A 23274-nucleotide genomic window follows, 5' to 3' on the forward strand; every position below is an offset into this window, starting at 1 on the left:
ATGATTTTTCACTCTGGTAAACCATTATTACTTTAATTAAAAATAATCATATTGATTAAAGATAGTCTCTACTTTATTGTTAAACCATACATTTCAATCAACGAATTTATAACTTTTTAGATGCAGCCATAAAATTTGCTCAAGCCCTACTTAGGATTTATTATGTCAGACAAACATTATGATGCGTTGCCAAAAGCGCATACTACCTATGCTAATATCGTAAAAAGTTTATTGCCGATCGGCAATGGTAAAGTCAGTCGTGATGAGTTGCCGCAAGCGACTTACTATGTGGACGATTTGCATATTGACCAAAGCAATCTTAACGATTACCGTAAGATTTGTGGCTTTGCTGACAACGGCAAAGTGCCTATTACGTATTTTTCTGTGTTATCACAAACTTTGCAGATGAACATGATGGTCAAAGAGCCATTTCCGTTTGCTATGTTAGGTCTGGTACACGTTGATAACAGCGTGACCCAGTATCGTCCTATTGGTGAGCGTGAAACGGTTGCAATGGCGGTGACGTTTGATAATTTACGTGATCATGCGCAAGGTCAGCAGTTCGATTTTGTTACCACTGTAAAATCACAGGATGAAATCATTTGGCAGGGAACGTCTACTTATTTATCCCGTAGCAAAAAACCTGCCAGTAGTAAGGATAAAAAAAGCAGCCCGCGTCCAGTGACGGTTAAGCCGACAGTCAATGAAGAGGGTGTGCATAGTATCTTTGAAGTGCCAGAAGATATCGGTCGTCGTTATGCGTTTGTTTCAGGCGACTTTAATCTTATCCATCTGCATCCGCTATCAGCGCGCGCCTTTGGTTTCCCAAAAGCAATCGCTCATGGCATGTGGTCAAAAGCCAAATGTTTGGCAATGATGGATGAGCTGCCGGATGCTTGCACGGTTGAGGTATCATTTAAGCTACCTATTTTCTTGCCAGCAGAAGTAGAGCTTATCGCTGATTCGGTGGCGCAGTTACAAAGCGCAGAAGACAGTTGTGAGTTTGGGCTATTTAGCTCTAAAAACGACAAGCCGCATCTTGTAGGTGTGATTAAGTTGCAGGATGCAAACCAGTAAATTAAGATTTTTCTATCCTAATAGCCCTATCTAACGAACAAATTTATAATTATGACTTTACCTGAAAATACGCTTAACCCAACCCAAGCTGATAACTCAGCAGCTATAAACCAAAGCGCTGCTAATGAGCCTAAAGACAATACTGTTGCTGATAACGGCATCAATCTCGTAGCTATTTTCGAGCCTTATTTTCGCCCTGATGAAAATACCATTGTATGCGGTGCGCTCGATGACGAAAAAGTGGCGGCCTTGGCAGCAGCTGGGGTTGAGTTGGTGATTAATTTACAACCTGATGGTGAGTTGAGCTTTGATGAGCGCGCGGCTGTTGAGCGCGCAGGTATGTATTATGAGCAGTTACCTATCAGCGGTGTCGAAGATTTAAAACAGCTTAAAATATTGGCATTTGATAATATATTACGTCAGTATCATGGTAAAAAAATAGCCATGCATTGTGGCTCTGGTAATCGTGCTGGAGCAGTAATGGCGCTGCGAGCCGGTTGGCTACGTGGGCGTAAAATGGATACGGCTATGGAACGTGGGCGCAGTCATGGTCTCACCAAACTTGCAGAAGAAGTCCATAATCGTTTATTAGTACCGCGCTAAAATATAATTGTTACTGAATAACAAAGAGGCGACCAATAGGTGGCCTTTTTTATTAGCAAACTTATATCATAAACCTTTATTTTTGAGCATTTAGATAGTCGATAAAAACGCAATATTTGATAAAAAACGAGGAAGTCATGATAAATAATGATGAAAATAATAAACAAGACTCTAATAAAAAAGACTCTAATAAACATATCAATCCTAAGATTCAGCACCGCTTACAGCAGCTACTAACGGATTTACAGCTTGATGATGCGCCAGCAGGTGGCGCGCTGGTGGTTTACCAAGCTGGGAAGTGTATCGCGCAGGCGAGTGTCGGTATGGCACGATCAGACTTGTCATGGAGTTCTAATACGTTGTCGCTTAATTTTTCTACAGGCAAGGGCATTTTAGCGACACTGGTTCATGTCTTGGTCTCGCAGAAAATGCTCAATTATGACACGCCGATTGCTCATTATTGGCCAGCATTTGCAGCACAGGAAAAAGCGCAAATTACCTTGCGTAACGTTATGTCTCATCAGGCCAATGTATTTTCGATTCAGAGTATTGAGGTAGATAATGACATGGTGCTTGATTGGGGAGTAATGCTCGAAAAAGTCGCAGCAATGCCAATAACTGTACCTGAAGATGCTGCATTATATGACAGCGCTTATAGTGCGTTGGTGTATGGCTGGGTATTAGGAGGCGTGATAGAAGCAGTCACTGATATGCCATTGGCTGAGGCGTTACATCATTATTTGACGCACCCTTTGGGCATTGTAGATAGCTGCTATTTTGGCGTACCAGACAGCAAAGTAAGCAAGGTTGCACGATTGGTTAAGAATTTTGATGTAGTAGCGCAAGAGGGCAGTCAAGAAAGCCGCCAGCAGTCAGCACAAGCGCGTCCTCGCCGTAGTAAACCAGTCTTAAGAGCGGACTCTGAAAATACTCTACATACTTATACAAGCTTACCAAGCTATGCTTATTGGCAGAAAAAAGCGATAAAAAATCAAATAACAGTAGGTAAAACGGATAATGAAATTGTTGATGAAATACCAAGCTTAGATACCGCACAGATCAATCGCTTATATTTTAATAACAGTCAGCTCAATCTCAAAAATTATAAGGCTGCTCTCGTACTTGCCAATAAACAACCTATTGACTATTACGATAAACAGACGCTACAGGCAATCATACCCGCTGCCAATGGTGTGGCTTCAGCGCACGCCCTAGCGACTATCTATGCAATGCTAGCCAATGGCGGCGTGTGGCAAGGGCAAACACTGATTGATGAGAAAACTTTTAAACAATTATCAACGCCGCAAGTCACTGGCATGGATGCGGTGATGCCCGCTCATATGGATTGGCGTTTGGGCTATCATCGTCGATTTAGTATCTGCCAAGGTGATGGTTTCAATGAGGTTATAAACGATACTAACAATAATACCGAAAATGATACTGAAAATTATACTGAGCAAGCCTTTGGTCATATGGGCTATAACGGCTCGGTTGCTTGGTGTGACCCTGCGCGGCAATTGTCTTTTGCCTTTATCCATAACTTTGATGTGACTATGCTCAATGATATCCGTCAGTTTGCGCTGACTGAAGCAGTATTAGCGTTGGTTGATTCTGAGATTTAATGGGCATAAATTTTTATGAATATCAGTCTTGAGCTGTACGGTTAATGCTATTGACGCGGCTTATTTGGTGTCATTTTCAGTAGCCTTACTGCGCTTAAACCATGGATAAAAATAGACGTTAAAATCACAATTGAGCATACTATCCAAAGTTTCAGGGCATCTTCATCATTGAAAAAACCTTGGTTGAGTGCATAAGACAAATAGTACAAGGTGCCAATACCGCGAATACCCAGTGCGGAAATAGCATATTTTTCAGTACGGGGTAGATTAAGTCCGGATAAGGCAATAAACCCGCCAAGTGGACGAATCAGCAATAAAAAAGTGAAGCTGACAATATAGACGCGCCACGTCAGCTCGACCCCAGCTTGTAGACCTTGACCAAGGAACATGCCAAAGATGACGAGTACCAACGACATCAGCAAACCTTCTGATTGTTCAGCGAAATCATGCAGTTTATGATGATAACTATGCTCATGTTCTGAGCGGCGGAATACAAATGCTGCTATAAATACCGCAATAAAACCGTAGCTATGGACATATTCTGCCAGTCCATATGCTATCAGAGTGAGGGCTATCACTACATAGCCTTGAGAAATAGTTGTCTCGCGGCTGTACTTCGAAAACACCAGTTTTGCCATTACTTTGCCAACGATAATACCAACCAGCAAACCTGCGCCAACTTTCCATAGCACATCGTGGGTAAACCATGACCAAAGCATCTCACCCGTAAAACGCTGTCCTCCGCTATAGGCTTCCGCTATCTTAATCGCGAGATACACAAAAGGAAACGCTAAGCCATCATTCAATCCAGCTTCTGACGTTAGCGTAAAACGCGGTGTATCTTCGCCACCAGTGTTAGGTGGCCCAACCTGTATGCTTGATGCCAGCACGGGATCGGTAGGGGCAAGTACGGCGCCCAATAAGATTGCTGCGCCCAGTGTCATACCAAAGGCATAGTAGCCTAAGACTGCCATCGCAAAAATACCAATCGGCATAGTGATGATCAATAGGCGCATCGTTGGGCGCCATAGTTGCCAAGATAGCTTGGTATCAATTTTGATACCAGCACCGACCAAAGAAACCAATACCACAATTTCCGTCAATTTTTCGATAATCAGACCATTATCGATAGGGTTGAGAAACGCCAGACTCGTCCACCAATAGCCCATTAGTAAGCCAAAGCTCACCTGTAACATAGGCAATGAGATGGGAGTGCGTTTAAAAAGGATGGGAAACAGGGCGCCAGATAAGAAGGCAATGCCGCAGACCAATAAGAATAAATTATAATTTTCAATCATAAGGTTTGCGCACACTGTTATGTTTATTCAATAATTTGAAATTAACGATCAATGTCAGTTATTTATCAAAATAAAAGGCTGTTGTGGATGATATTTAATATATTTGAATAACAGACCATGCGCTTGTCATAACATAGCCGTTATCAATAGGTGTTTATAATGACGGTAAAGTCCTTGCAATACCGCAAATAAACGTTATCAGAATAACGTCTACGTTGTTTTTTGGTGAAAAAAAAGCCTGCATAGCGCAGGCTTTGGATCACTCTATAATAATCGACTGTTTAAAAAGGTTGTGATTGAATGGCTCGTTTAGCGCTCTACTTGACTCACATCACGTACCGCGCCAGTATCCGCACTGGTAGTCATCGCCGCATAGGCACGTAGCGCAGGTGTCACATGACGCTCGCGGCTCACAGGCTTCCAAGCATCACGACCACGACTTTCCATCTCTTCGCGACGCGCGGCCAAATCAGCATCGCTCACCTGCATGTTAATCGTACGATTTGGGATGTCGATATGAATGGTATCGCCCTCGACAACCAAACCAATCGCACCGCCTTCAGCGGCTTCAGGGCTGGCATGACCGATTGACAAGCCAGACGTACCACCAGAGAAACGACCATCGGTCAGTAGCGCACACTCTTTACCCAAACCTTTAGATTTCAGATAAGTCGTTGGGTAGAGCATTTCTTGCATACCCGGACCACCTTTAGGACCTTCGTAGCGGATGATAACGACATCACCGGCGACGATGCTGTCAGCTAATACGGCGGCGACTGCGTCATCTTGTGACTCAAAGATACGCGCACGACCAGTAAAGACTAAGATACTGTCATCAACGCCAGCGGTTTTGACCACGCAACCGCGTTCCGCAATATTACCGTACAATACCGCAAGGCCACCATCTGTTGAATAAGCATGCTGGGCACTGCGAATACAACCTGACTCACGGTTGACGTCGAGGTTTGACCATTCTTTTGATTGTGAGAATGCTTGAGTGGTACGTACGCCGCCTGGGGCTGCAATGTATCGTGCACGCGCTTCAAGATTGTCAGGATTCATAATATCCCATTTATCAATCGCTTCTTTCATCGTCGCGCTATGAATGGTCGGCAAGTCAGTTTTGAGCAAGCCGGCACGATCAAGCTCGGCTAATAGCGCAAATACACCGCCAGCACGATGCACATCTTCCATATGATACTTTTGTGAAGCCGGTGCAACTTTGGCAAGGCAAGGGACACCGCGACTTAAACGGTCAATATCGTGCATCTTAAAGTCAACTTCGGCTTCGTTAGCAGCAGCAAGCAGATGCAAAATGGTATTGGTAGAGCCACCCATTGCAATATCTAAGGTCATGGCATTTTCAAAGGCCGCTTTAGTGGCGATTGAGCGCGGTAGCACCGAATCATCATCTTGCTCATAGCGACGTTTGGCTAGTGCAACAATAGTGCGACCCGCTTCTAAAAACAGCTCGCGACGTAGCGAGTGCGTTGCCAATAGTGAGCCATTACCCGGTAAAGCCAATCCCAATGCTTCGGTCAAGCAGTTCATAGAGTTGGCGGTGAACATACCTGAGCACGAACCACAAGTAGGGCAGGCTGAGCTTTCAATCGCCAACACATCTTCATCACTAATGCTGTCATCAGCGGCATCCATCATCGCATCAACGAGGTCAAGCTTACGAATGGCATTGCCTTTACTGTCAACACTTTGCGCATCACTTCCGCCATCATTGTTATGACTGTGTGCCACGGTACTGGCGATAATTTTACCCGCTTCCATTGGGCCACCTGAAATAAATACCACTGGAATATTGAGGCGCATGGCTGCCATCAACATACCTGGGGTGATTTTATCGCAGTTAGAAATACAAACTAATGCATCTGCACAGTGAGCATTGACCATATATTCAACAGAGTCAGCAATCAAGTCACGACTCGGCAATGAGTACAACATGCCGCTGTGTCCCATGGCAATACCGTCATCAACTGCAATAGTATTGAACTCTTTTGCGACGCCGCCAGCTTTTTCAATCTCGCGCGCGACCAATTGTCCTAAGTCTTTCAGATGCACATGCCCAGGTACAAACTGGGTAAATGAGTTGGAGATAGCAATAATAGGTTTGCCAAAGTCATCATCCGTCATGCCAGTAGCGCGCCATAGTGCTCGCGCACCTGCCATATTACGACCGCCGGTAGAGGTTTTTGAGCGATAATCCATGTGATATTCCTTACAATGAGGCGAGGTGACTTAAATTTTTCACCTTTAGGTTCTATATTAATAGTGTGCTTTTTATAGAGAGTGAGTACTATTGAATAATACTAGGTCGTTACCATACCATTAGATATGAGTAACTAAAAATAATTAGACGATAATCATCAAGACTTGAGGGTCAAAAATTTATGCAAGACGCTCTAAAATGGCGGTTTCAAACCAAGGTAACTCAGTTTTATCTGCTTCTAGCTTAGCGATAACGACTAATGCATGAGTCGCTGGCAAGAACTGATAATCAGCGCTAGCATCAATAGTCAGTAGTGGCTCATTGCTTACGGCATGCTCATCAATACTGATTAGTGTTTGCTTATCGTTTTTGTACAGTACATCAATACGACCAAAAAACTGCCATTCTTTAAAAGCAGTAATGATAGCGTCAGCTTCGTTTTTAGTATAAATCTGCTGCGTGTCTTTGCCCGTATTGGTCCAATGCAAACGAACGGCTAATTGTAATACCTCGCTAAACACCACCAATGAGCCAATCACTTTGACATGCCACGGACTGGATATGAGTGCTTCGTCGATACCAATCAGCTTAGCGGCCTTAGCAGCAGTCATGGGCGTATTAAATTGGGAAAGTAGGGTTGGCGTAAGTGGATAATTCGCTTTGATACTGTCCTCTAAGCTGTCATAGTGATATAAAAACGGTAACGGCAAATCTTGCGTGACGGTTTTTTTACTGATTTTACAATTATGTAGCCGCCAACTGATTGTCTTATCGGTCACCGCTTCAGCTAAAATAATAGCGTTAGGATCAGTGATTTGAGTACTATTCGAGACTATCACCGCCTCTTGCTCATCACTGTCAGCCATAATGGTATCTAATACAGATGCCGTTGCTGTATTGTAGGGTTCTGAATAAGTGTCATGATTATCTGATGATTGAGTGGACAAGGTTGTCAAATCCATAAACGTAGGGTTATTAAAATAGAGGATTAATATAACATTTATAGTGTATGACTCGTCAATAAATTAATCATCAACCAAGCTGGCTTCTATATAGATAAATTTGAGTCGTTGCTTTATCGGGCACTTGTACTTAACCTATATTTCGTCCACTATATTTTATGACATAATTTCATGACATATTTATCACTCAGTACCCATAAATCATTAAGGAATAAAAATGAGCCAAGCTAATCAGCAAACTACCTATGATGATACTGCCTATAATGACGATAATATCTTTGCCAAAATGTTAGACGGTGACATTCCTTATCACAAGGTTTATGAAGATGATAAAACCCTCGCTTTTATGGATATCATGCCACAAGCAAAAGGGCATGTATTGGTCATCCCTAAGCAAAAAGCGGTTGACTTGGCTGATCTTGAACCTGAGTACGCAGCAGCTGTTTTGATGACTTGTAAAAAAATTATGCAGGCCCAGCGTCAAGTGTTTAAACGTGAAGGTATTATTCAAATGCAGTTAAATGGTTCTGAAGCGGGACAGACGGTGTTTCATTACCATGTGCACCTGATTCCCTCTAGTATCCATGAATTAGGTAAGCATGCTATCAAGATGGCCAATCAAGACGAATTGGCAGAGCAGGCTCAGCAGTTGGCAGCTATTATTAATGCTTGAAGTTGAAGTTTCCGATGAGTTTTCTTAATCAAAACAGTATAAAGAATTTGTTTTCTGAATAATTAAAAAAGGGCAACTAACAAGTTGCCTTTTTTATTACTTGGTAATAGTCATGTAATAAACGTTAAAGTAATGTTACAAACTAACATCAATACTGGGGTTTATAAAGGGTTTGTGGTAAACATTACTTCTACTTGGGCATTATCGCCTATTTGAGCGTTGTCGATTATTTTGACATTATTGCTCATTCCATTTTAGGGTTTTAAACAAAGCATCGTTTTTTAACACCTTAAGAATAATTTGAGGATATATCTTTTTAAGAAACTGGTTTTAGAGGTTTCTTTAAGGTGTCCGTTTTAATGAGAACATCTTTATGAAGAGTAAGTCATCCCGTTCCACCATTTTATTGCCAGTATTTGTACCGGCAGCAGCCATTATGCTGCTATTAGTGATCGGCACTGCGGTTAATCCCGAAGCAGCTGGCGAGCTATTTAGTACCGTGCTGAATTTTGTCACCGATACTTTCGGTTGGTTTTATATGTTGGCAGTGGCCATATTTTTAATGTTTATTATCTTTCTAGCATTTTCACCTTATGGCAATATTAAGTTAGGGCCTGACCATGCCGAAGCTGAATACAAGTTTCTTGAATGGTTTGCTATGTTGTTCTCGGCAGGTTATGGCATAGCCTTGCTATTCTACGGAGTAGCAGAGCCGGTAATACACTTTGCCAGTCCACCGTTATCGACACCGCAAACCATTGAGGCCGCCAAAGAAGCGATGCAAATTGCTTATTTTCATTGGGGCTTTCATATCTGGGCGATTTATGGGGTGGTAGGCGTGTCATTGGCGTATTTCTCTTTTCGCCATGGGCTGCCGTTGTCAATACGCTCAACATTATATCCATTGATCGGTGATAAGATTTATGGACCTATCGGTCATACTGTGGATGTGTTTGCAATTGTGGGCACGATGTTCGGTATTGCGACCAGTTTAGGTCTGTCGGTATCGCAAATTAATGCCGGCTTAAACTATCTGCTACCAGATATGATTCCGGTTAGTAGCACGGTTCAGGTGATTATTATTGCGCTGGTTACGGCGGCCGCTCTAATATCGGTGTTAGCAGGGATGGATAAAGGCGTGAAGCGGCTGTCTATTCTAAATATGGTATTGGCAACCGCGCTGATGCTGTTTGTATTTGTTGTTGGCCCCACCATATTTATTCTTAATGCCTTTATGGAAAATACTGGCAGTTATTTAGGTAATATCGTAGAGCGTACCTTTAGCTTGCAAGCGTATCAATCGAGTGATTGGATCGGTAGTTGGACACTATTTATCTTTGCATGGACGATTGCATGGGCGCCATTTGTCGGTCTATTTATCGCCAAAATTAGCCGTGGTCGTACCATTCGGGAGTTTGTGTTAGGTGTGATGTTAGTGCCGACTTTATTTACCTTCTTTTGGTTTTCAGTCTTTGGTGATACCGCGCTACATATGATTATGGTCGATGGCTATGAATCGCTGATTACTGAAGTACAAAATAACCAAGCGATTGCGTTATTTAAACTATTAGAAAACTTACCTTTTACTCAAATTGTCTCGTCATTGACGGTGCTATTAATTATTACCTTCTTTGTAACCTCATCGGATTCAGGTTCATTGGTTATTGACTCGTTAGCAGCCGGTGGACGTAGTGATACACCATGGTGGCAGCGCACGTTTTGGGTGGTCACTGAAGGGGCAGTAGCAGCAGCTCTCCTTATAGCCGGTGGTCTTACAGCGCTACAAACAGCAGCTATTGTCAGCGCGTTACCGTTTGCCGTTATTATATTAATTTCGATATTTGGTATGTGGCGCGCGCTACGTATTGAAGGGCATCGTAACCAGAGTCTAGATAACGATAATAGAATTCCACCACATCTGCTCAAACCATCCGCATGGCGTGAGCGCATTGACTATATGGCCGATCAGCCAACTCGCGATAAAGTCTTGAGCTATATCAAAGAGACTATTATGCCTTCGATGGTAGAAGTCTCAGAGAAATTTACAGAAACTGGCTGGACGACTCATGTCAATTACGATGCAATTAATAATCGTGCGGTACTAGAGCTGCAACGCGGCGATGGTGTTGAGTTTTGGTATGAGGTACGCTTGTCTGAGCATGACACACCGGATTATTACACTGAAGAGGGCGCTGATAAATTACCACAACAGCATGATCATCGCGCTGAAGTATATCTGCGCCGTGGTGGCCAGACTTATGATTTATATGGGTATGAGTCTGAATCAGTGATTAATGACATTATTGATCAATTTGAAAAATATCTACACTTTGTCAATGTTTCGCCGGATATTTTACCTTGGCGTATGCAAGAACATGATGATGATATTACCTTAGAGCAGGGTAGTGTGTTTGATAAGTAGCTTGCTTTAATAACTTGCAATAATATTAAGAATGCTTAGAATAACGGCTTGTTTTCACTGCAAATCAAGCCGTTTTTTTATGTCTATTGATTCTCCCGTTTTACCTTCGTCTTTGTCAGCTTCTGACCATCCTTTATTGCAACCATTAGTGATTGGCGGCTTGACGATTGAAAACCGTCTGATAGTCGCGCCGATGGCTGGCGTGACGGATAATCCTTTTCGCAGATTGTGTAAATCGTTTGGTGCTGGCCATGCAGTCAGCGAGATGATTATTGCTGATACGGCACTGTATGCGCGCAAAAAATCGCTATACCGTGCCAACTTTGATAATGAGATAGCGCCTATTTCTGCTCAAATAGCGGGCGCTGAACCTGATAAGTTAGCAGAAGCGGCTCGTTATCAGATTGATAATGGCGCGCAAATTATTGATATCAATATGGGCTGTCCAGCCAAAAAAGTCTGCCGTAAGCTGGCAGGTTCGGCATTATTGCAAGATGAGGATTTGGTAGCGCGTTTATTGGATGCTGCTGTCAATGCTGTTGATGCACCCGTAACTTTAAAAACGCGATTGGGTTATGAGAACGGACGTGAGAATATCCTGCGTGTAGCAAAGCGAGCTGAGCAAGCTGGTATTGCGGCGATTGCCATTCATGGGCGCACGCGCGAAGATATGTACACCGGAGAGGCACGCTATGAGCTGATACGTGAGGTCAAAGAAAGCATTAGTATTCCAGTAATCGCCAATGGTGATATTGATAGTGCGCAAAAAGCGCAGCGTGTCTATGAGTTGACCGGTTGTGATGCGGTCATGATTGGACGCGCCGCCCAAGGTCAACCGTGGATATTTCGTGATATTGAACATTTTTTACGTACTGGTGAGAGCCTTGATGCACCTAGCGTAAGCGAGATAAAAGAGATTGTATTGGCGCATTTAGATGAGCTATATGATTTTTATGGTGAATACTCAGGCTGCCGAATTGCTCGCAAGCATATTGCCTGGTATACCACAGGTATTCCCAACTCTAATGCTTTTCGACAAGCCATGTATGGTGAAGAAAGCACCGCTGGCCAGTTTCGGGTAGTCGAGGATTTTTTACACGCTCACGAATAACGAGCAAAAACTCACAATTTGAGCAATAAACGGGTTAATACGCTATTAAATGCTAATAACCATCAAAATAAATGGGCTTTACGGCTTATTTATTACCTTTAATCCAACTATATTTGCTATTCTTTAGGCGAACATTAACGGAAGTCTAATTCTTAAAAGGATGTTTCATGGCCAATCCCTCAAAAAAAGAAATCATTAAAGCGGTCAAAGATAAGCACATTATTATCACAGGGGCATCAAGCGGTATTGGTGAGCGTACAGCCTTTTTACTCAGTGAATGCGGTGCTCATGTTATCTTATTGGCACGTACTGAAGATAAGCTAAAAGCCGTTAAAGAACGTATTAAGGAGCTTGGTGGTAAGGCCAGTTATTATCCTTGTGATTTGACCAATATGGATGCCATTGAAACAGTCAGCGCGCAAATTTTGGCTGATTTCGGTCATGTTGATGTATTAGTAAATAATGCCGGTCGTTCGATTCGCCGTTCGGTTCACGAGTCTACTGATCGTTTCCATGATTTTGAGCGCACTATGGATATTAATTACTTTGGTGCCGTCAAAATCATCCTTGGATTTTTGCCGACGATGATTGAACGCCAAACCGGTCAAATTGTTAATATCTCATCGATTGGTGTATTGGCAAATAGTCCGCGTTTTGCCGCTTATGTCGCCTCAAAATCAGCATTGGATGCCTTTAGCCGTTGCCTAGCCGCTGAAGTAAAAGGCGACAATGTAACAATCACCAATATCTTTATGCCATTGGTGCGTACGCCGATGATTGAGCCAACTAAGCTTTACCGTTATATGCCAGCGCTTATGCCTGATGAGGCGGCGATGATGGTCGCAAAGGCGATTGTTCATAAACCAAACAGTATCGCTAGCAACATGGGTAAATTTGCTTCTGCTACTTATTCATTAGCACCAGCGATCAACGTTGGTATTCAATCGATAGGTTATCGTATTTTCCCAAGCACCCGCGCTGGTCTAACTACTGATAAAAAACCAAATCTTGCTCAGCGTGCCTTTGCCAGAATCTTACCTGGTGAGCACCATTAGAATAGGGTTTTTATTAGCCTTGACCTAAAATAAAAAAGGATGCTGCAGCGTCCTTTTTTAATGCCTTAAAATTATTGATAATGATATAGACGGATAGGATAGCGGTGTTTTTTTAGCTAGCGTATGGTTAGAAATGCGAACTATCTTTTATTTAATGTTTGAAAGTGCGTTTGCGTTATCTTGATTTTAACGCACACCTCTGCTCTTGTAGTAGTAATAATTGCCAACACTATATTGAGCACTAGTATTCCATTAGCTGGCTAATTTTCAATACAACTCACTTGCTTTGATATAATCTTGACGCATATTTTGGCTATTGTTATATTTATTGCAAAGACGGTGTGAGCTCTAACATCGCCTTTGTCGGCAAATTTTTGATAAGATTTAGCTGATTCAATATAATTCTTACGCTCTCTTTGCCCCTTGTAGTACATCACTTCAGGGTTTGATTGAGATATAGCATCGCCTTGATAGGCTAATCGTTCTGGTTGATTAAAATCCATTGCCATAGCCGAGGCGGAGAACATCGCCGCTATTAAAAAAATCGTTGTTTTATTTACGACCGAAAACTTAAGCAGTGGCATGACTTTTTTCTACTTACTATTGATGTCATTAATTATATATGCAAACTAATAGCATGGTGTGAGATATCTCTATAGTTATCTACTTGATAACTTTTTCGGTTCTAAATTCATTTGTCATAACGTCTGTTATGGGAATAAGATAAAAGTTATTAATGTTAAAGGTCAGCTTAATCTTTAGATTAAGGTAGGATTGGCATGCGGTGATTTATTGAAAAATATTTTTAGTAGTTATAGTGGAGCATTATGACTCCAACCCTCTGCTACGATTTCTTTAACCGCTTGGTCGTAATGCTCTGGTAGTTTTCGATTAATAATATCAGGCGATTCCATAAACTCTTCTGAAGTTAAGCCACCTTTTAAACTATTAATTATTCTCTGATACGGTTCACGAGCTTCAGGCCATGACAACTCATCTCCTAATACGCGACCAGTGTAGGTCATCATATAACTTTGCAATGCGAAAGGCTTCTCCATTTTACCCTGTATAGCTAAACGGTATATAGGCTCAAATGCTTCTATGACAGGTTTAATCTTTCGTGTTTCTACCTCTATGCAACGTAATATATCCTCTTCAGTCCAATCAAGATGTCGTACTAATGCACCTTTTTCAATTTTCTCTCTTGATTTCCAATTTATAAGCGCCTTTTTAAACTCAATAGCCGCTTGCTCTATTTCTGGTTTATTCATATTAAATGCTGTCATGTTATTTCACCTCTATGACGATACAGAAATAAGCATGGTACCCTAGTGAGGACTTGAATCTTAGGCTGTAGGCTAATGGTATCAATGGTTTGAGTTACTGAGGCAGTATTAGTGTACTTGGCAGTGTACTTGACGTTAGTTTTTCAAGCTTAAGAAACCTTGGATAGAACTTATCGCTAAGTGTATTACAATTCAGATTATTATCTATCCGGATCTAAAGCTTCATGTATATATACATTATCAACTGGCTCAAAGATATCTGAGATCTCTATATTTTCACGTAACATCATCGTAAAAGTAAAACTTTCATCTGAAGATCTCAAAAAACTGCCTGTGCCTACCTCAAAAAAATAAATTGAGCATAAATCTCTTACCCAACATCTAAGTAAAAAATTTAAATCATCTTCAGGTATATAGTTAATATTCAGTTTAGCCAATCTATACAGCCTTGTCTCTACACCCTCTAAACCGTAAAAATGCTTTTCACCAAAAGATTTTAAATCATGCACATTTATACAAAATCCTAGTAAACTTAAGCCATATTTTTCTTGAGGAATTGTTGAGCTATCAGTGTAAAACATCCTTAAAAAGTCTATAAAATCGTTTTCTACAATTAAGTAATCGTTGATGTTTTCGATACCAATGTTTTCAATAAAATTAGCGATGTTAGTCCATTTGGCATCAAAAATAGCTTCGCTATTCTTAAATCTAGATATTGCGTAAAAATTAAAGCTCATTTGTATTTACTCGTGACTGGTGCGCTATACAGGCATCGAACTGCCAGATAGAACTTCAACGTATATAGGCTGAGGGTATAATTCAAGGCTATTGATATCATGCACTACTTCATAGTTCCTACTCTTGTGAAAAGTGAAAGTTGCAAACTTCCCAACCTCATCATCTTGAAAACCTATTGTTATATTAACGCTCTCTGAAGGAAAATCTATGAGCCATTTTTCCTTGAATTTGTTAGCAAATATAATGGACTGGATAAACGGGTCCTTGTCTGTAAAATCTTCTGTATGAAACCTATTAGTCGAAACTTCATAACCCGAAAAATCAGTAAACTCTTTTTCAATCTCATGTTTTTCAATTGAACAGCGAGCATAGCTTGAAGGGAATGTTTTTTCTAGAAAAATGCAGTCACCTATCGGTAAAAACCCTTCTTTTAAGATAAGGTCTAACTCCTTATCTAATGTGCCTTCTCGTATTTCACTTTCGTTAATATCTAAAAAACCTTTCATCAGTAGATTGGTGTAAATCATAGCTTTGCCCTAAATGTCCTATTAATCCAGTGTAGACACTATGAATCATATAAAAATTATCAGTAAAACTTTTTTGTACTTATTGATTTAAAGTGAGGATTATAAAATTAGGGTATACCCCAATCGAACCAGTCATTTTGTCCTCTAAACCTATTAATAGACCACTTAAAATAGACTGCTATAATGGAACTACTTAAAACAGACTAGCCAAACACACGCCATAATATCCAAAACAATCCTGCCATGATGATCGCGATAATTAATAATCGTTTTGCCCAATAGGGCAACAGTGGCTTTTTATAGCCCAAATCATTGAGTTGACTGTCGACACCATCTTGTAGACTTTGGAAACCTTGTTCGGGCGGGGTAGACTTGACCCGACTCTTAATCAAGCGCTCCGTTTCTTCCTCAACCGGCTCTCTATCAAAGCTAAAGGCTTGACTCGGTATGCCTTGTTTATTGGCGATAGTATTAAGCTTTTGCTGTTGCTCGTTCTTCAGCTTTAGCTCGTAAGCATCTATCCGAGATTTAGCGGCATCCATACTGATATTTTCATCGGCAGCTAAAGTCTTAATCGCCATTACCAGATTGCCTTTTTCGACCATCATAATAACTGTCCTTGGCAACTTTGCATTGGTAGGCTTTGAGCCTGAATCAGAGTCAAACATGACTGTCCTTATTTGAGCGTGATAATAGGTAGGTATGATATGGGTTATTATAACCATTTTATACGAGCGGAATTCAAGCAAAAAAAATACCGCAGTCATCAGCGTGTCTGCGGTATTTTTTATAAAGTTTATCTTACTTATGATAAACCTCATTTTATAAACTATCAGGGCTGGCTTACTTTTAAAGTAAAACGCCTATAGATTACAGGTCTTTCCAGCGCTGGATAGACTCTTTAATCACTTCTTTGGCTTCTGCAACATCACCCCAAGATTCGACAACCGTTGTACCGGCTTTTTTAAGGTCTTTATAGTGGCTGAAATGGAATTCTAACTGTTTGATAAGCTGTTCAGGCAAATCAGCTAGGCTGTTATAAGCATTGCCATTATTGCGGTCATCCGCTGGTACGACGACAATTTTGTCATCCACTTCGCCATCATCAACGAACTTCATAACACCGATAACTTTAGCTTTTAAGAAAATGCCAGTCGTTAATGGGTATTCAGTGATGATTAATGCGTCCAACTCATCGCCATCTTCATCAAGCGTTTGCGGGATAAAACCATAGTTGCAAGGTTTGGCAAAAATTTGCGGATCAATACGATCAAGCTCAAATACAGCCAATTCGCGATTCCACTCAATTTTATGGCTGCTACCTGTTGGAATTTCTATTACCACGTTAATGATGCCACCGTCGACGTCACCTGCGTCTAAAATTTTATTAAAATCTGCCATAAAATACTCCAATTTGCTTTTGTTATGAATGTTTGAGTCGTAAAAGGATAAAGGTTGGCGTACAAGGATTGTTGCTGCGCCCAACTTGTGCCGCTGACGATTATAGCAAGTTTGAATCAAATTTTCTCACAATGCTTAAGTCTAAGCGCGCACGATATTATGCAAAAAAGGATTATGCAAAAAGAGACTCAATCAATTTACTTTTTACTTTGGCGCTAGTGCTCGCAATTTGATGCGTCCTGCATGACGCTCAGCGATATTATGGATAAGTTTTTGAGTGACTTGCTCATAAGTGAGCGATTTGGAAATATCGGTCGCGGATTTTTCATTGAGCGCTTGGTTCGTCTGCTTATCCATATTGACAAAATCGGCCAGCCGTAACATTTGCATCCCAGCGTAACCGCACGGATTAATGGCATTAAATGCTGATAAATCACAATTTAAATTAATGGCGATACCATGGTAGCTAAAACCATGTTTAATTTTGAAGCCGAGCGAAGCAATTTTCCCAAGCATAATTGTATTATCGATATCTATGTCAGCAGCAGATGCTTCTACATCTGTATCTCTATTGTTTTCTTCAGAGGTGTCAGCATATAAGTAAACACCGGGTGCATCACGGCGAGCACGGGCGCTGATATGAATGGGGTCAGATGATGATGGGCTTTTTACACAGTCATTGACCACATCTTCGATGGCTTGTTCAGCATGCGAGACCATATTGCGTACACTCCAGCCCAAACTGTCTAAATCAAACAACCAATAAATAACCAGTTGCCCGTGCCCGTGCCACGTCACCTGACCACCACGATCTGTCTTGATAATAGGCGTGTTAGTACGCTGTAAGATATGCTCTTCTTTACCTGCTTGCCCAAGTGTATAGACGTCATTATGATCGACAATCCATAACTCATCAGGAGTACGCAGCCCTTGCTCTTTTTTGAGGGCAATACGCGCTAATGTACGCGATAGCATGGCATCGAGGGTAGGAACATAATCGGCGGTTGAGAGCGATTTTGTGATAAGTGTATCATTAAGCGGTTGGGTGGCGTTTTGCATGAGAGTGGCTGTCTTATAGTTTTGTTGTTCAGATGGATGTGTCTAGCTAATATTGAGTGTAGCAGTTTTAATATTGTCGCCCAAATTTAAATTTTAAGAATAATTGTCTCACTCTTTAAGCCTTCACTCCTATAGCTAGTCTAAAAACACCGTGAAATATCAATCACGTATCTGCTAACGGACACGCATCTTATACAAACCCAGTAGTCAATTAAAGGTGCTGTTCATTTGTTGGTCAATGCGCTACATTAAATGCTATTGAATAGAACGCATTGAATGGAATCTCATCAGCTTTCATTATTGGACGCTACTGTATAGGTAAGATATTTATATAAACACAGTGTCTAATAACAAATATAGAGTCTTAAACTTAATATAGCGTGCTGACTCTAACGCATATGAAAAGGAATATAAATGACAGACAATAATCAAACTGATCAAGCCCAAAACAATCAGGCCGAAAATACGAACGATACTTACAATGAATATGACTCGCTTAGTACCGTCAAGACAGTGGCTGATATGCAGGCGCAATTTTCACGCTTGAAAAAATTAAGCCGTACTCAACCCATTAATGATTGGGCCACTCGTGCAAATCAACTTGATAATTTAGAGGTGATGCTGAGTGATAATCAAGCATTGCTTGCTAAGTCTATTAGCGCAGACTTTGGCTATCGTAGTGAGTCAGAAACTCAGTTTGCCGAGTTATTTCCTAGCTTTACTGGTATCAGTCATGCTAAAAAACACGGTAAAAGATGGATGAAAGCGCAGCGTGTATCGATTTCAGCGCTTTATATGCCTGCACACAATGAGATCCTGCCACAACCATTGGGCGTGGTTGGTATTATGGTTCCTTGGAACTACCCATTGTTTTTGGCAATAGGACCAATGATTGATGCGCTCACCGCTGGCAACCGCATTATGATTAAAATGAGTGAAGCGGCGCCACAATTTGCGCAAACCTTTGCAGATACTATTTCGCGTTATTTTTCACCAGATATGGTTTGTGTAGTGATTGGCGAAGTTGAGATTGCTGAAGAATTTAGTAAACTGCCTTTTGACCATCTGCTGTATACCGGCTCTACAGCGGTCGGCAAAAAGGTCATGGCGGCTGCGGCTCCTAATTTAACGCCAGTCACGCTTGAGCTAGGTGGTAAGTCTCCCGTGGTAGTTTTAGAAGGTGCAAACTTAGAAAACGCCGTCAACCGTGTGATGATGGGCAAAACCCTGAATGCCGGTCAGACCTGTATTGCGCCTGACTATGTGCTCATCCAGCGTCAATATCATGAAGAGTTTATTCGTCTAGCAAGAGAGTGGATGGAAAAGCACTATCCTAATATAGAAGACAACCCTGACTACTCGCGCATTATCAATGGTGAGCAATTTAAACGGGTGAAAGGATATTTAGACAGTTTGTCAGGTGAGGGTGTTCATAAGCTTACTGCTGCTGACTCTAATGTTGAAACTCGTCTAATGCCGCCGGTAATTGTCAGCGAGCCTGCTCCTGATAGTGACGTGATGCAAAATGAAATCTTTGCACCCATCCTACCGTTAATACATTACGACACCCTTGATGACGCCATTGCCTTCATCAACGAGCGTCCACGTCCGTTAGCGCTATATGTATTCGGTGATAATAACCGTGACATAGACAAGGTTCGTACCAACACAGTATCGGGCGGTCTTTGTATTAATGAAGTTGTTATGCATGTGGTGCAGCACGACTTACCATTTGGCGGTGTTGGCGATTCAGGTACAGGGGCGTATCATGGGAAAGCGGGCTTTGAGCGTTTAAGCCATATGAAGCCGATCTTTATACAATCCAAAATTAACGGCCTGAATATCTTATTACCGCCGTATGGTGGCTTATTTAAAAAGGCTATGGCGCTATTTTTGAAATAGCTGTTGTTAAAAACAATGGGTTAAATTGGTGTTAACTATCAATTGATATAAAGCATTCATTGATATAATCGTAGGTTATGGTGAGCGATATTATAAGTAATAGCATCTACTCAGGTAGGTGCTATTTTTTTATTTACAATTAAGTTTTGAGTTTTATAAAGCTTAACAGCCATATCTTTTATGCCCATTAAAATGTAGAGAGTAGTCTTAATGATTGACAAATAAACATTTGTTATCAGTCTTATAAATCGCTACACTTTGTAGTGAGTCTAAACGATAGTGCCGTTACTTTTAAATGGATGTCTAGCAATAAACGCTTGGTTAAAAAACAGTTTTATTAAGCTAAAAGATAGTCATTCTAATCACAATAAAAATGATAAATAGGACATGCCGTGCGCCAATGGATTGCATTTAGCTTATTGCTCATAAGCTCGCTATTACTGTCTTCACCAGTATCAGCCGCCTTGCCAACTTGTGACACGCCGATTAAGTTTGGAGCGCTAACGTGGGAAAGTGGACAGTTCACCACGGGTGTACTCAAATATATCACTGAGAGTGGTTACGGCTGTCAAGTAACAGAAGTGCCCGGTGCAGGTCCGGCGCTTGAAACGGCATTGTCACAAAATGATATCCAAATTATCAGTGAACAATGGGTTGGACGCTCCCCAATCATGGAACAAGCCATCGCACAGAATAAGGTAGCTGTTATCGGTGATACGCTCAAAGGCGGGGCGACTCAAGGTTGGTACGTTCCTAAGTATGTGCTGGATGAAAACCCTGGGTTGCGCGGCTATCAGGACCTACCTAAATACGCTGAGCTGTTTAAAGACCCTGAAAACCCGGGCAAGTCACGCTTTATGAATTGTCCATCTGGTTGGGCGTGTGAGATTTTTAATACACGCCTTCTCAAAAATACCGGTTTGGACAGTGTGTTTAATAACGCCCATCCCGGTACGGGTGCTGCTCTCGATGCGGAGATTGCCTCCGCTTTTGAGCAGCATAAACCGCTATTGTTCTATTACTGGCAGCCTACTGGCTTAATGGCAAAATATGACTTTGCAGCGTTAGAATTTGCAGCTTATAAAGATGAGTGCTGGCAAGACTTGCTACTCGCTGATGGCACATCTGCTTGTGTTTCTGGATTCCCTGTATCACCTCTAGGTATCGCTGTATCTACTCCGTTTATCGCTGCCAATCCTGAGCTGGCCGATGTTTTCAAAAAAGTACAGTTTACCTCTGATGAGCTAAATGGCGCTATCTTGGAGATGAGTGAAAGTAAGCGTAGCGGGGAGGAGCAGGCATTGGTATTTTTGCGTGAAAACCCGAATGTGTGGCAAGAATGGGTATCGAATGAGGCGGCCAAGAACCTTGCTGCTAAGTTAGGTATTAGCTTAACAGGCGCTACTATCGCTACTGATACAACAGCATCTAATACGAACTCATTAGGCTTATCATCAAATTTCTTCCCCTCATGGTCACTTGAGACGCCACTTAATAAGGCATTAGCAAGCGTTGTACAAAATTACGGTGATGTGTTCCGTGCTATCAGTACGATGGCGTTAACGTATTTACTCATCCCTATCGAGCGATTATTAACCATTATTCCACCATGGCTGATTATTGCGTTAGTGACTGTCTTAGCGTGGTTTGGCGTACGTAAGATTTGGTTTGCACTGGCGTGCGCTGCAGGCTTGTTTTTAATTGGGGCGTTTGGATTATGGGGCGCGCTGATTGACACGTTGGCGCTGCTGATCGTTTCGGTGTGGGTCACGGTGGTAATTGGTATTCCAATTGGTATTGCTATGTCGAGCAGTAAGCTGCTACGTAAGATCATCACTCCTATACTAGATGTGATGCAGACTATGCCAAGTTTTGTGTATTTAATACCGGTGCTGATGCTGTTTGGTATTGGCAAGGTGCCAGCGCTATTTGCGACGGTTATTTATGCACTGCCACCATTGATTCGTCTGACGACTCTGGGTATCACTCAAGTCAATCATGAAATGGTCGAAGCAGGGCGCTCATTTGGCAGTACGCATTTGCAACTGCTTATTTGGATTAAATTGCCGCAAGCGCTACCCAGTATCATGGCAGGTATTAATCAAGCTGTAATGATGTCGCTTGCGATGGTGGTGCTTGCCTCTATGATTGGCGCGCCTGGGCTTGGTGAAGATGTATTACAATCTATTCAAACGCTCAATATCGGTCAGGGATTACAGGCAGGTACCGCTATCGTTATAGTAGCGATTATCATCGACCGTATTACTCAAGCCTTTGGTCAAGGTAAGCGCGCGCGGCAAAAAACCATTGACGCAGGCAAACATCCAATTGGATAGTAGTTTGCTTAATGATAGAAGTCAGAGACCTAAACAGCCTTAGTGATAATAAAAGCTATGTCAATAGAACAATAAAAATAACGAGAGTCATCATGAATCATATCCAGCTCGAGAATATTAGTAAAATCTATAATGCCAGTAACGCGCAAGCACAGTCTGCATTAGCCTTGCTAGCTGAGGGTATGGATAGTATTGCGGTAAAGGAACAAACTGGCTATTCGGTCGGGCTTTATGATATCAATTTAAATATTAAAGCGGGCGAGTTACATTGCATAATGGGGCTGTCAGGTTCTGGTAAATCGACATTGATACGTCATATCAATCGCTTGATTGATCCAACCAGCGGCAAAATATGGGTCGATACGGCTATTAACGCCAAACCCGCTACTGATGCATTAGAAACTGTAAACTCTCCATCTGCTATAAATATTTTAGAGCTCAATGATAAAGGCTTGCAGCAGTATCGCCAGCAAACGGTCAGTATGGTCTTTCAACACTTTGGCTTAGTACCACATATGACAGTCATGCAGAACGTCGCCTACGGTCTGCGTGTACGAAAAATGAGCGTGAGCGCGCGTCATGAGATTGCCCGGCACTGGCTTAATGAAGTTGGGCTATCAAACTTGGAGCACAGTTATCCTGACGAGCTGTCAGGTGGTATGCAGCAGCGCGTCGGGCTGGCTCGTGCTCTGGCGACAGACAATCCAATACTACTCATGGATGAAGCGTTCTCAGCGCTTGACCCCCTTATTCGTGCCCAATTGCAAGATCAATTGCTAGAGCTACAAGAGCGTCTGAATAAAACGATTGTCTTTATTACTCATGATATCGATGAGGCCGTTAAAGTAGGTCAGCGTATCAGCATTTTAAATGGAGGACGCTTGGTACAAACGGGGACGTCAAGTGATTTACGCAACAATCCAGCTGATGACTACGTCAAACAATTCATGCGTGCTAAAAATTAATTAATAAAATAGTTTA

20 protein-coding genes are annotated in these 23274 nt (G+C 41.8%); 10 read left to right on the forward strand and 10 right to left on the reverse strand.

The window, feature by feature from the left end; all coding sequences use genetic code 11:
* Positions 1-162 precede the first annotated feature (162 nt).
* From CAN34_RS08285 to CAN34_RS08295, 3 genes are all read left to right on the forward strand, one after another.
* Positions 163-1077 (forward strand): MaoC/PaaZ C-terminal domain-containing protein, encoded by a 915-nt coding sequence (locus CAN34_RS08285; protein WP_089555245.1) that lies wholly within the window; start codon positions 163-165, stop codon positions 1075-1077.
* A gap of 51 nt (positions 1078-1128) precedes the next feature.
* Positions 1129-1680 (forward strand): sulfur transferase domain-containing protein, encoded by a 552-nt coding sequence (locus tag CAN34_RS08290; protein WP_089555246.1) that lies wholly within the window; start codon positions 1129-1131, stop codon positions 1678-1680.
* Between the two features lie 137 nt (positions 1681-1817).
* Positions 1818-3302: a serine hydrolase gene (locus tag CAN34_RS08295; RefSeq protein ID WP_089555247.1), complete on the forward strand. Its 1485-nt coding sequence runs from the start codon at positions 1818-1820 to the stop codon at positions 3300-3302.
* Between the two features lie 47 nt (positions 3303-3349).
* On the opposite strand, the gene CAN34_RS08300 is transcribed toward CAN34_RS08295, so the two are convergent.
* The 3 genes from CAN34_RS08300 to CAN34_RS08310 all read right to left on the reverse strand — a co-directional run bounded on the left by CAN34_RS08300 (position 3350) and on the right by CAN34_RS08310 (position 7768).
* Positions 3350-4600, reverse strand: a complete 1251-nt coding sequence (locus CAN34_RS08300) for a sodium:proton antiporter (RefSeq protein WP_089555248.1) — start codon at positions 4598-4600, stop codon at positions 3350-3352.
* A 309-nt stretch (positions 4601-4909) separates the two neighbouring features.
* Positions 4910-6820 (reverse strand): dihydroxy-acid dehydratase, encoded by a 1911-nt coding sequence (gene ilvD / locus CAN34_RS08305; RefSeq protein WP_089555249.1) that lies wholly within the window; start codon positions 6818-6820, stop codon positions 4910-4912.
* 180 nt (positions 6821-7000) lie between these two features.
* Positions 7001-7768, reverse strand: coding sequence for a hypothetical protein (locus CAN34_RS08310; RefSeq protein WP_254423135.1), 768 nt, complete (start codon positions 7766-7768; stop codon positions 7001-7003).
* Positions 7769-8000: 232 nt separating this feature from the next.
* Between CAN34_RS08310 and CAN34_RS08315 the strand changes: the two genes are divergently transcribed.
* The 4 genes from CAN34_RS08315 (at position 8001) to CAN34_RS08330 (ending at position 13044) form a co-directional block, all read left to right on the forward strand.
* Complete coding sequence (locus CAN34_RS08315) at positions 8001-8456, forward strand: HIT family protein (RefSeq protein WP_089555251.1); 456 nt, start codon at positions 8001-8003, stop codon at positions 8454-8456.
* 373 nt (positions 8457-8829) lie between these two features.
* The gene (locus CAN34_RS08320; RefSeq protein WP_089555252.1) at positions 8830-10878 is read left to right on the forward strand and encodes a BCCT family transporter; all 2049 of its coding nucleotides are present in this window, start codon (positions 8830-8832) and stop codon (positions 10876-10878) included.
* Positions 10879-10957: 79 nt separating this feature from the next.
* The gene (gene dusB, locus CAN34_RS08325) at positions 10958-11989 is read left to right on the forward strand and encodes a tRNA dihydrouridine synthase DusB (RefSeq protein WP_089555253.1); all 1032 of its coding nucleotides are present in this window, start codon (positions 10958-10960) and stop codon (positions 11987-11989) included.
* 167 nt (positions 11990-12156) lie between these two features.
* Positions 12157-13044: an SDR family NAD(P)-dependent oxidoreductase gene (locus CAN34_RS08330; RefSeq protein ID WP_079692019.1), complete on the forward strand. Its 888-nt coding sequence runs from the start codon at positions 12157-12159 to the stop codon at positions 13042-13044.
* 260 nt (positions 13045-13304) lie between these two features.
* Here the strand turns inward: CAN34_RS08330 and CAN34_RS08335 are convergent, their stop codons facing one another.
* From CAN34_RS08335 to CAN34_RS08365, 7 genes are all read right to left on the reverse strand, one after another.
* Positions 13305-13628 (reverse strand): hypothetical protein, encoded by a 324-nt coding sequence (locus tag CAN34_RS08335; protein ID WP_079692018.1) that lies wholly within the window; start codon positions 13626-13628, stop codon positions 13305-13307.
* Positions 13629-13856: 228 nt separating this feature from the next.
* Complete coding sequence (locus tag CAN34_RS08340) at positions 13857-14330, reverse strand: hypothetical protein (RefSeq protein ID WP_089555254.1); 474 nt, start codon at positions 14328-14330, stop codon at positions 13857-13859.
* Between the two features lie 200 nt (positions 14331-14530).
* Entirely contained in the window at positions 14531-15067 is a 537-nt protein-coding gene (locus CAN34_RS08345; protein WP_089555255.1) for a hypothetical protein, read from the reverse strand.
* Between the two features lie 24 nt (positions 15068-15091).
* Positions 15092-15595 carry a hypothetical protein gene (locus tag CAN34_RS08350; RefSeq protein WP_089555256.1) on the reverse strand — a complete coding sequence of 168 codons (504 nt, stop codon included), beginning with the start codon at positions 15593-15595 and terminating at the stop codon, positions 15092-15094.
* A 203-nt stretch (positions 15596-15798) separates the two neighbouring features.
* Positions 15799-16263 carry a hypothetical protein gene (locus CAN34_RS08355; RefSeq protein WP_079692016.1) on the reverse strand — a complete coding sequence of 155 codons (465 nt, stop codon included), beginning with the start codon at positions 16261-16263 and terminating at the stop codon, positions 15799-15801.
* Between the two features lie 202 nt (positions 16264-16465).
* Positions 16466-16996 (reverse strand): inorganic diphosphatase, encoded by a 531-nt coding sequence (locus CAN34_RS08360; RefSeq protein ID WP_089555257.1) that lies wholly within the window; start codon positions 16994-16996, stop codon positions 16466-16468.
* A 204-nt stretch (positions 16997-17200) separates the two neighbouring features.
* On the reverse strand, positions 17201-18055 hold the full coding sequence (locus CAN34_RS08365; protein ID WP_089555258.1) for an octanoyltransferase: 855 nt from the start codon (positions 18053-18055) through the stop codon (positions 17201-17203).
* Between the two features lie 414 nt (positions 18056-18469).
* Between CAN34_RS08365 and CAN34_RS08370 the strand changes: the two genes are divergently transcribed.
* The 3 genes from CAN34_RS08370 to CAN34_RS08380 all read left to right on the forward strand — a co-directional run bounded on the left by CAN34_RS08370 (position 18470) and on the right by CAN34_RS08380 (position 23258).
* Complete coding sequence (locus tag CAN34_RS08370; RefSeq protein ID WP_089555259.1) at positions 18470-19957, forward strand: coniferyl aldehyde dehydrogenase; 1488 nt, start codon at positions 18470-18472, stop codon at positions 19955-19957.
* Between the two features lie 392 nt (positions 19958-20349).
* On the forward strand, positions 20350-22293 hold the full coding sequence (locus CAN34_RS08375) for a glycine betaine ABC transporter substrate-binding protein (RefSeq protein ID WP_174668355.1): 1944 nt from the start codon (positions 20350-20352) through the stop codon (positions 22291-22293).
* Positions 22294-22385: 92 nt separating this feature from the next.
* Positions 22386-23258: an ATP-binding cassette domain-containing protein gene (locus tag CAN34_RS08380; protein WP_089555260.1), complete on the forward strand. Its 873-nt coding sequence runs from the start codon at positions 22386-22388 to the stop codon at positions 23256-23258.
* The last annotated feature ends 16 nt before the right edge of the window (positions 23259-23274 follow it).

The organism is Psychrobacter sp. DAB_AL32B, from assembly GCF_002224105.1.
In the GTDB taxonomy this organism is placed as follows: Bacteria; Pseudomonadota; Gammaproteobacteria; order Pseudomonadales; family Moraxellaceae; genus Psychrobacter.

What these genes read in the sequence shown, in the direction of transcription:
- CAN34_RS08340 (WP_089555254.1), bottom strand. Translation starts at nt 14,330, where the DNA reads ATGACAGCATTTAATATGAATAAACCAGAAATAGAGCAAGCGGCTATT.
- CAN34_RS08290 (WP_089555246.1), top strand. Translation starts at nt 1,129, where the DNA reads ATGACTTTACCTGAAAATACGCTTAACCCAACCCAAGCTGATAACTCA.
- CAN34_RS08350 (WP_089555256.1), bottom strand. Translation starts at nt 15,595, where the DNA reads ATGATTTACACCAATCTACTGATGAAAGGTTTTTTAGATATTAACGAA.
- CAN34_RS08315 (WP_089555251.1), top strand. Translation starts at nt 8,001, where the DNA reads ATGAGCCAAGCTAATCAGCAAACTACCTATGATGATACTGCCTATAAT.
- CAN34_RS08380 (WP_089555260.1), top strand. Translation starts at nt 22,386, where the DNA reads ATGAATCATATCCAGCTCGAGAATATTAGTAAAATCTATAATGCCAGT.
- CAN34_RS08355 (WP_079692016.1), bottom strand. Translation starts at nt 16,263, where the DNA reads ATGTTTGACTCTGATTCAGGCTCAAAGCCTACCAATGCAAAGTTGCCA.
- CAN34_RS08370 (WP_089555259.1), top strand. Translation starts at nt 18,470, where the DNA reads ATGACAGACAATAATCAAACTGATCAAGCCCAAAACAATCAGGCCGAA.
- CAN34_RS08285 (WP_089555245.1), top strand. Translation starts at nt 163, where the DNA reads ATGTCAGACAAACATTATGATGCGTTGCCAAAAGCGCATACTACCTAT.
- CAN34_RS08365 (WP_089555258.1), bottom strand. Translation starts at nt 18,055, where the DNA reads ATGCAAAACGCCACCCAACCGCTTAATGATACACTTATCACAAAATCG.
- CAN34_RS08320 (WP_089555252.1), top strand. Translation starts at nt 8,830, where the DNA reads ATGAAGAGTAAGTCATCCCGTTCCACCATTTTATTGCCAGTATTTGTA.
- ilvD (WP_089555249.1), bottom strand. Translation starts at nt 6,820, where the DNA reads ATGGATTATCGCTCAAAAACCTCTACCGGCGGTCGTAATATGGCAGGT.
- CAN34_RS08295 (WP_089555247.1), top strand. Translation starts at nt 1,818, where the DNA reads ATGATAAATAATGATGAAAATAATAAACAAGACTCTAATAAAAAAGAC.
- CAN34_RS08300 (WP_089555248.1), bottom strand. Translation starts at nt 4,600, where the DNA reads ATGATTGAAAATTATAATTTATTCTTATTGGTCTGCGGCATTGCCTTC.
- CAN34_RS08335 (WP_079692018.1), bottom strand. Translation starts at nt 13,628, where the DNA reads ATGCCACTGCTTAAGTTTTCGGTCGTAAATAAAACAACGATTTTTTTA.
- dusB (WP_089555253.1), top strand. Translation starts at nt 10,958, where the DNA reads ATGTCTATTGATTCTCCCGTTTTACCTTCGTCTTTGTCAGCTTCTGAC.
- CAN34_RS08360 (WP_089555257.1), bottom strand. Translation starts at nt 16,996, where the DNA reads ATGGCAGATTTTAATAAAATTTTAGACGCAGGTGACGTCGACGGTGGC.
- CAN34_RS08345 (WP_089555255.1), bottom strand. Translation starts at nt 15,067, where the DNA reads ATGAGCTTTAATTTTTACGCAATATCTAGATTTAAGAATAGCGAAGCT.
- CAN34_RS08330 (WP_079692019.1), top strand. Translation starts at nt 12,157, where the DNA reads ATGGCCAATCCCTCAAAAAAAGAAATCATTAAAGCGGTCAAAGATAAG.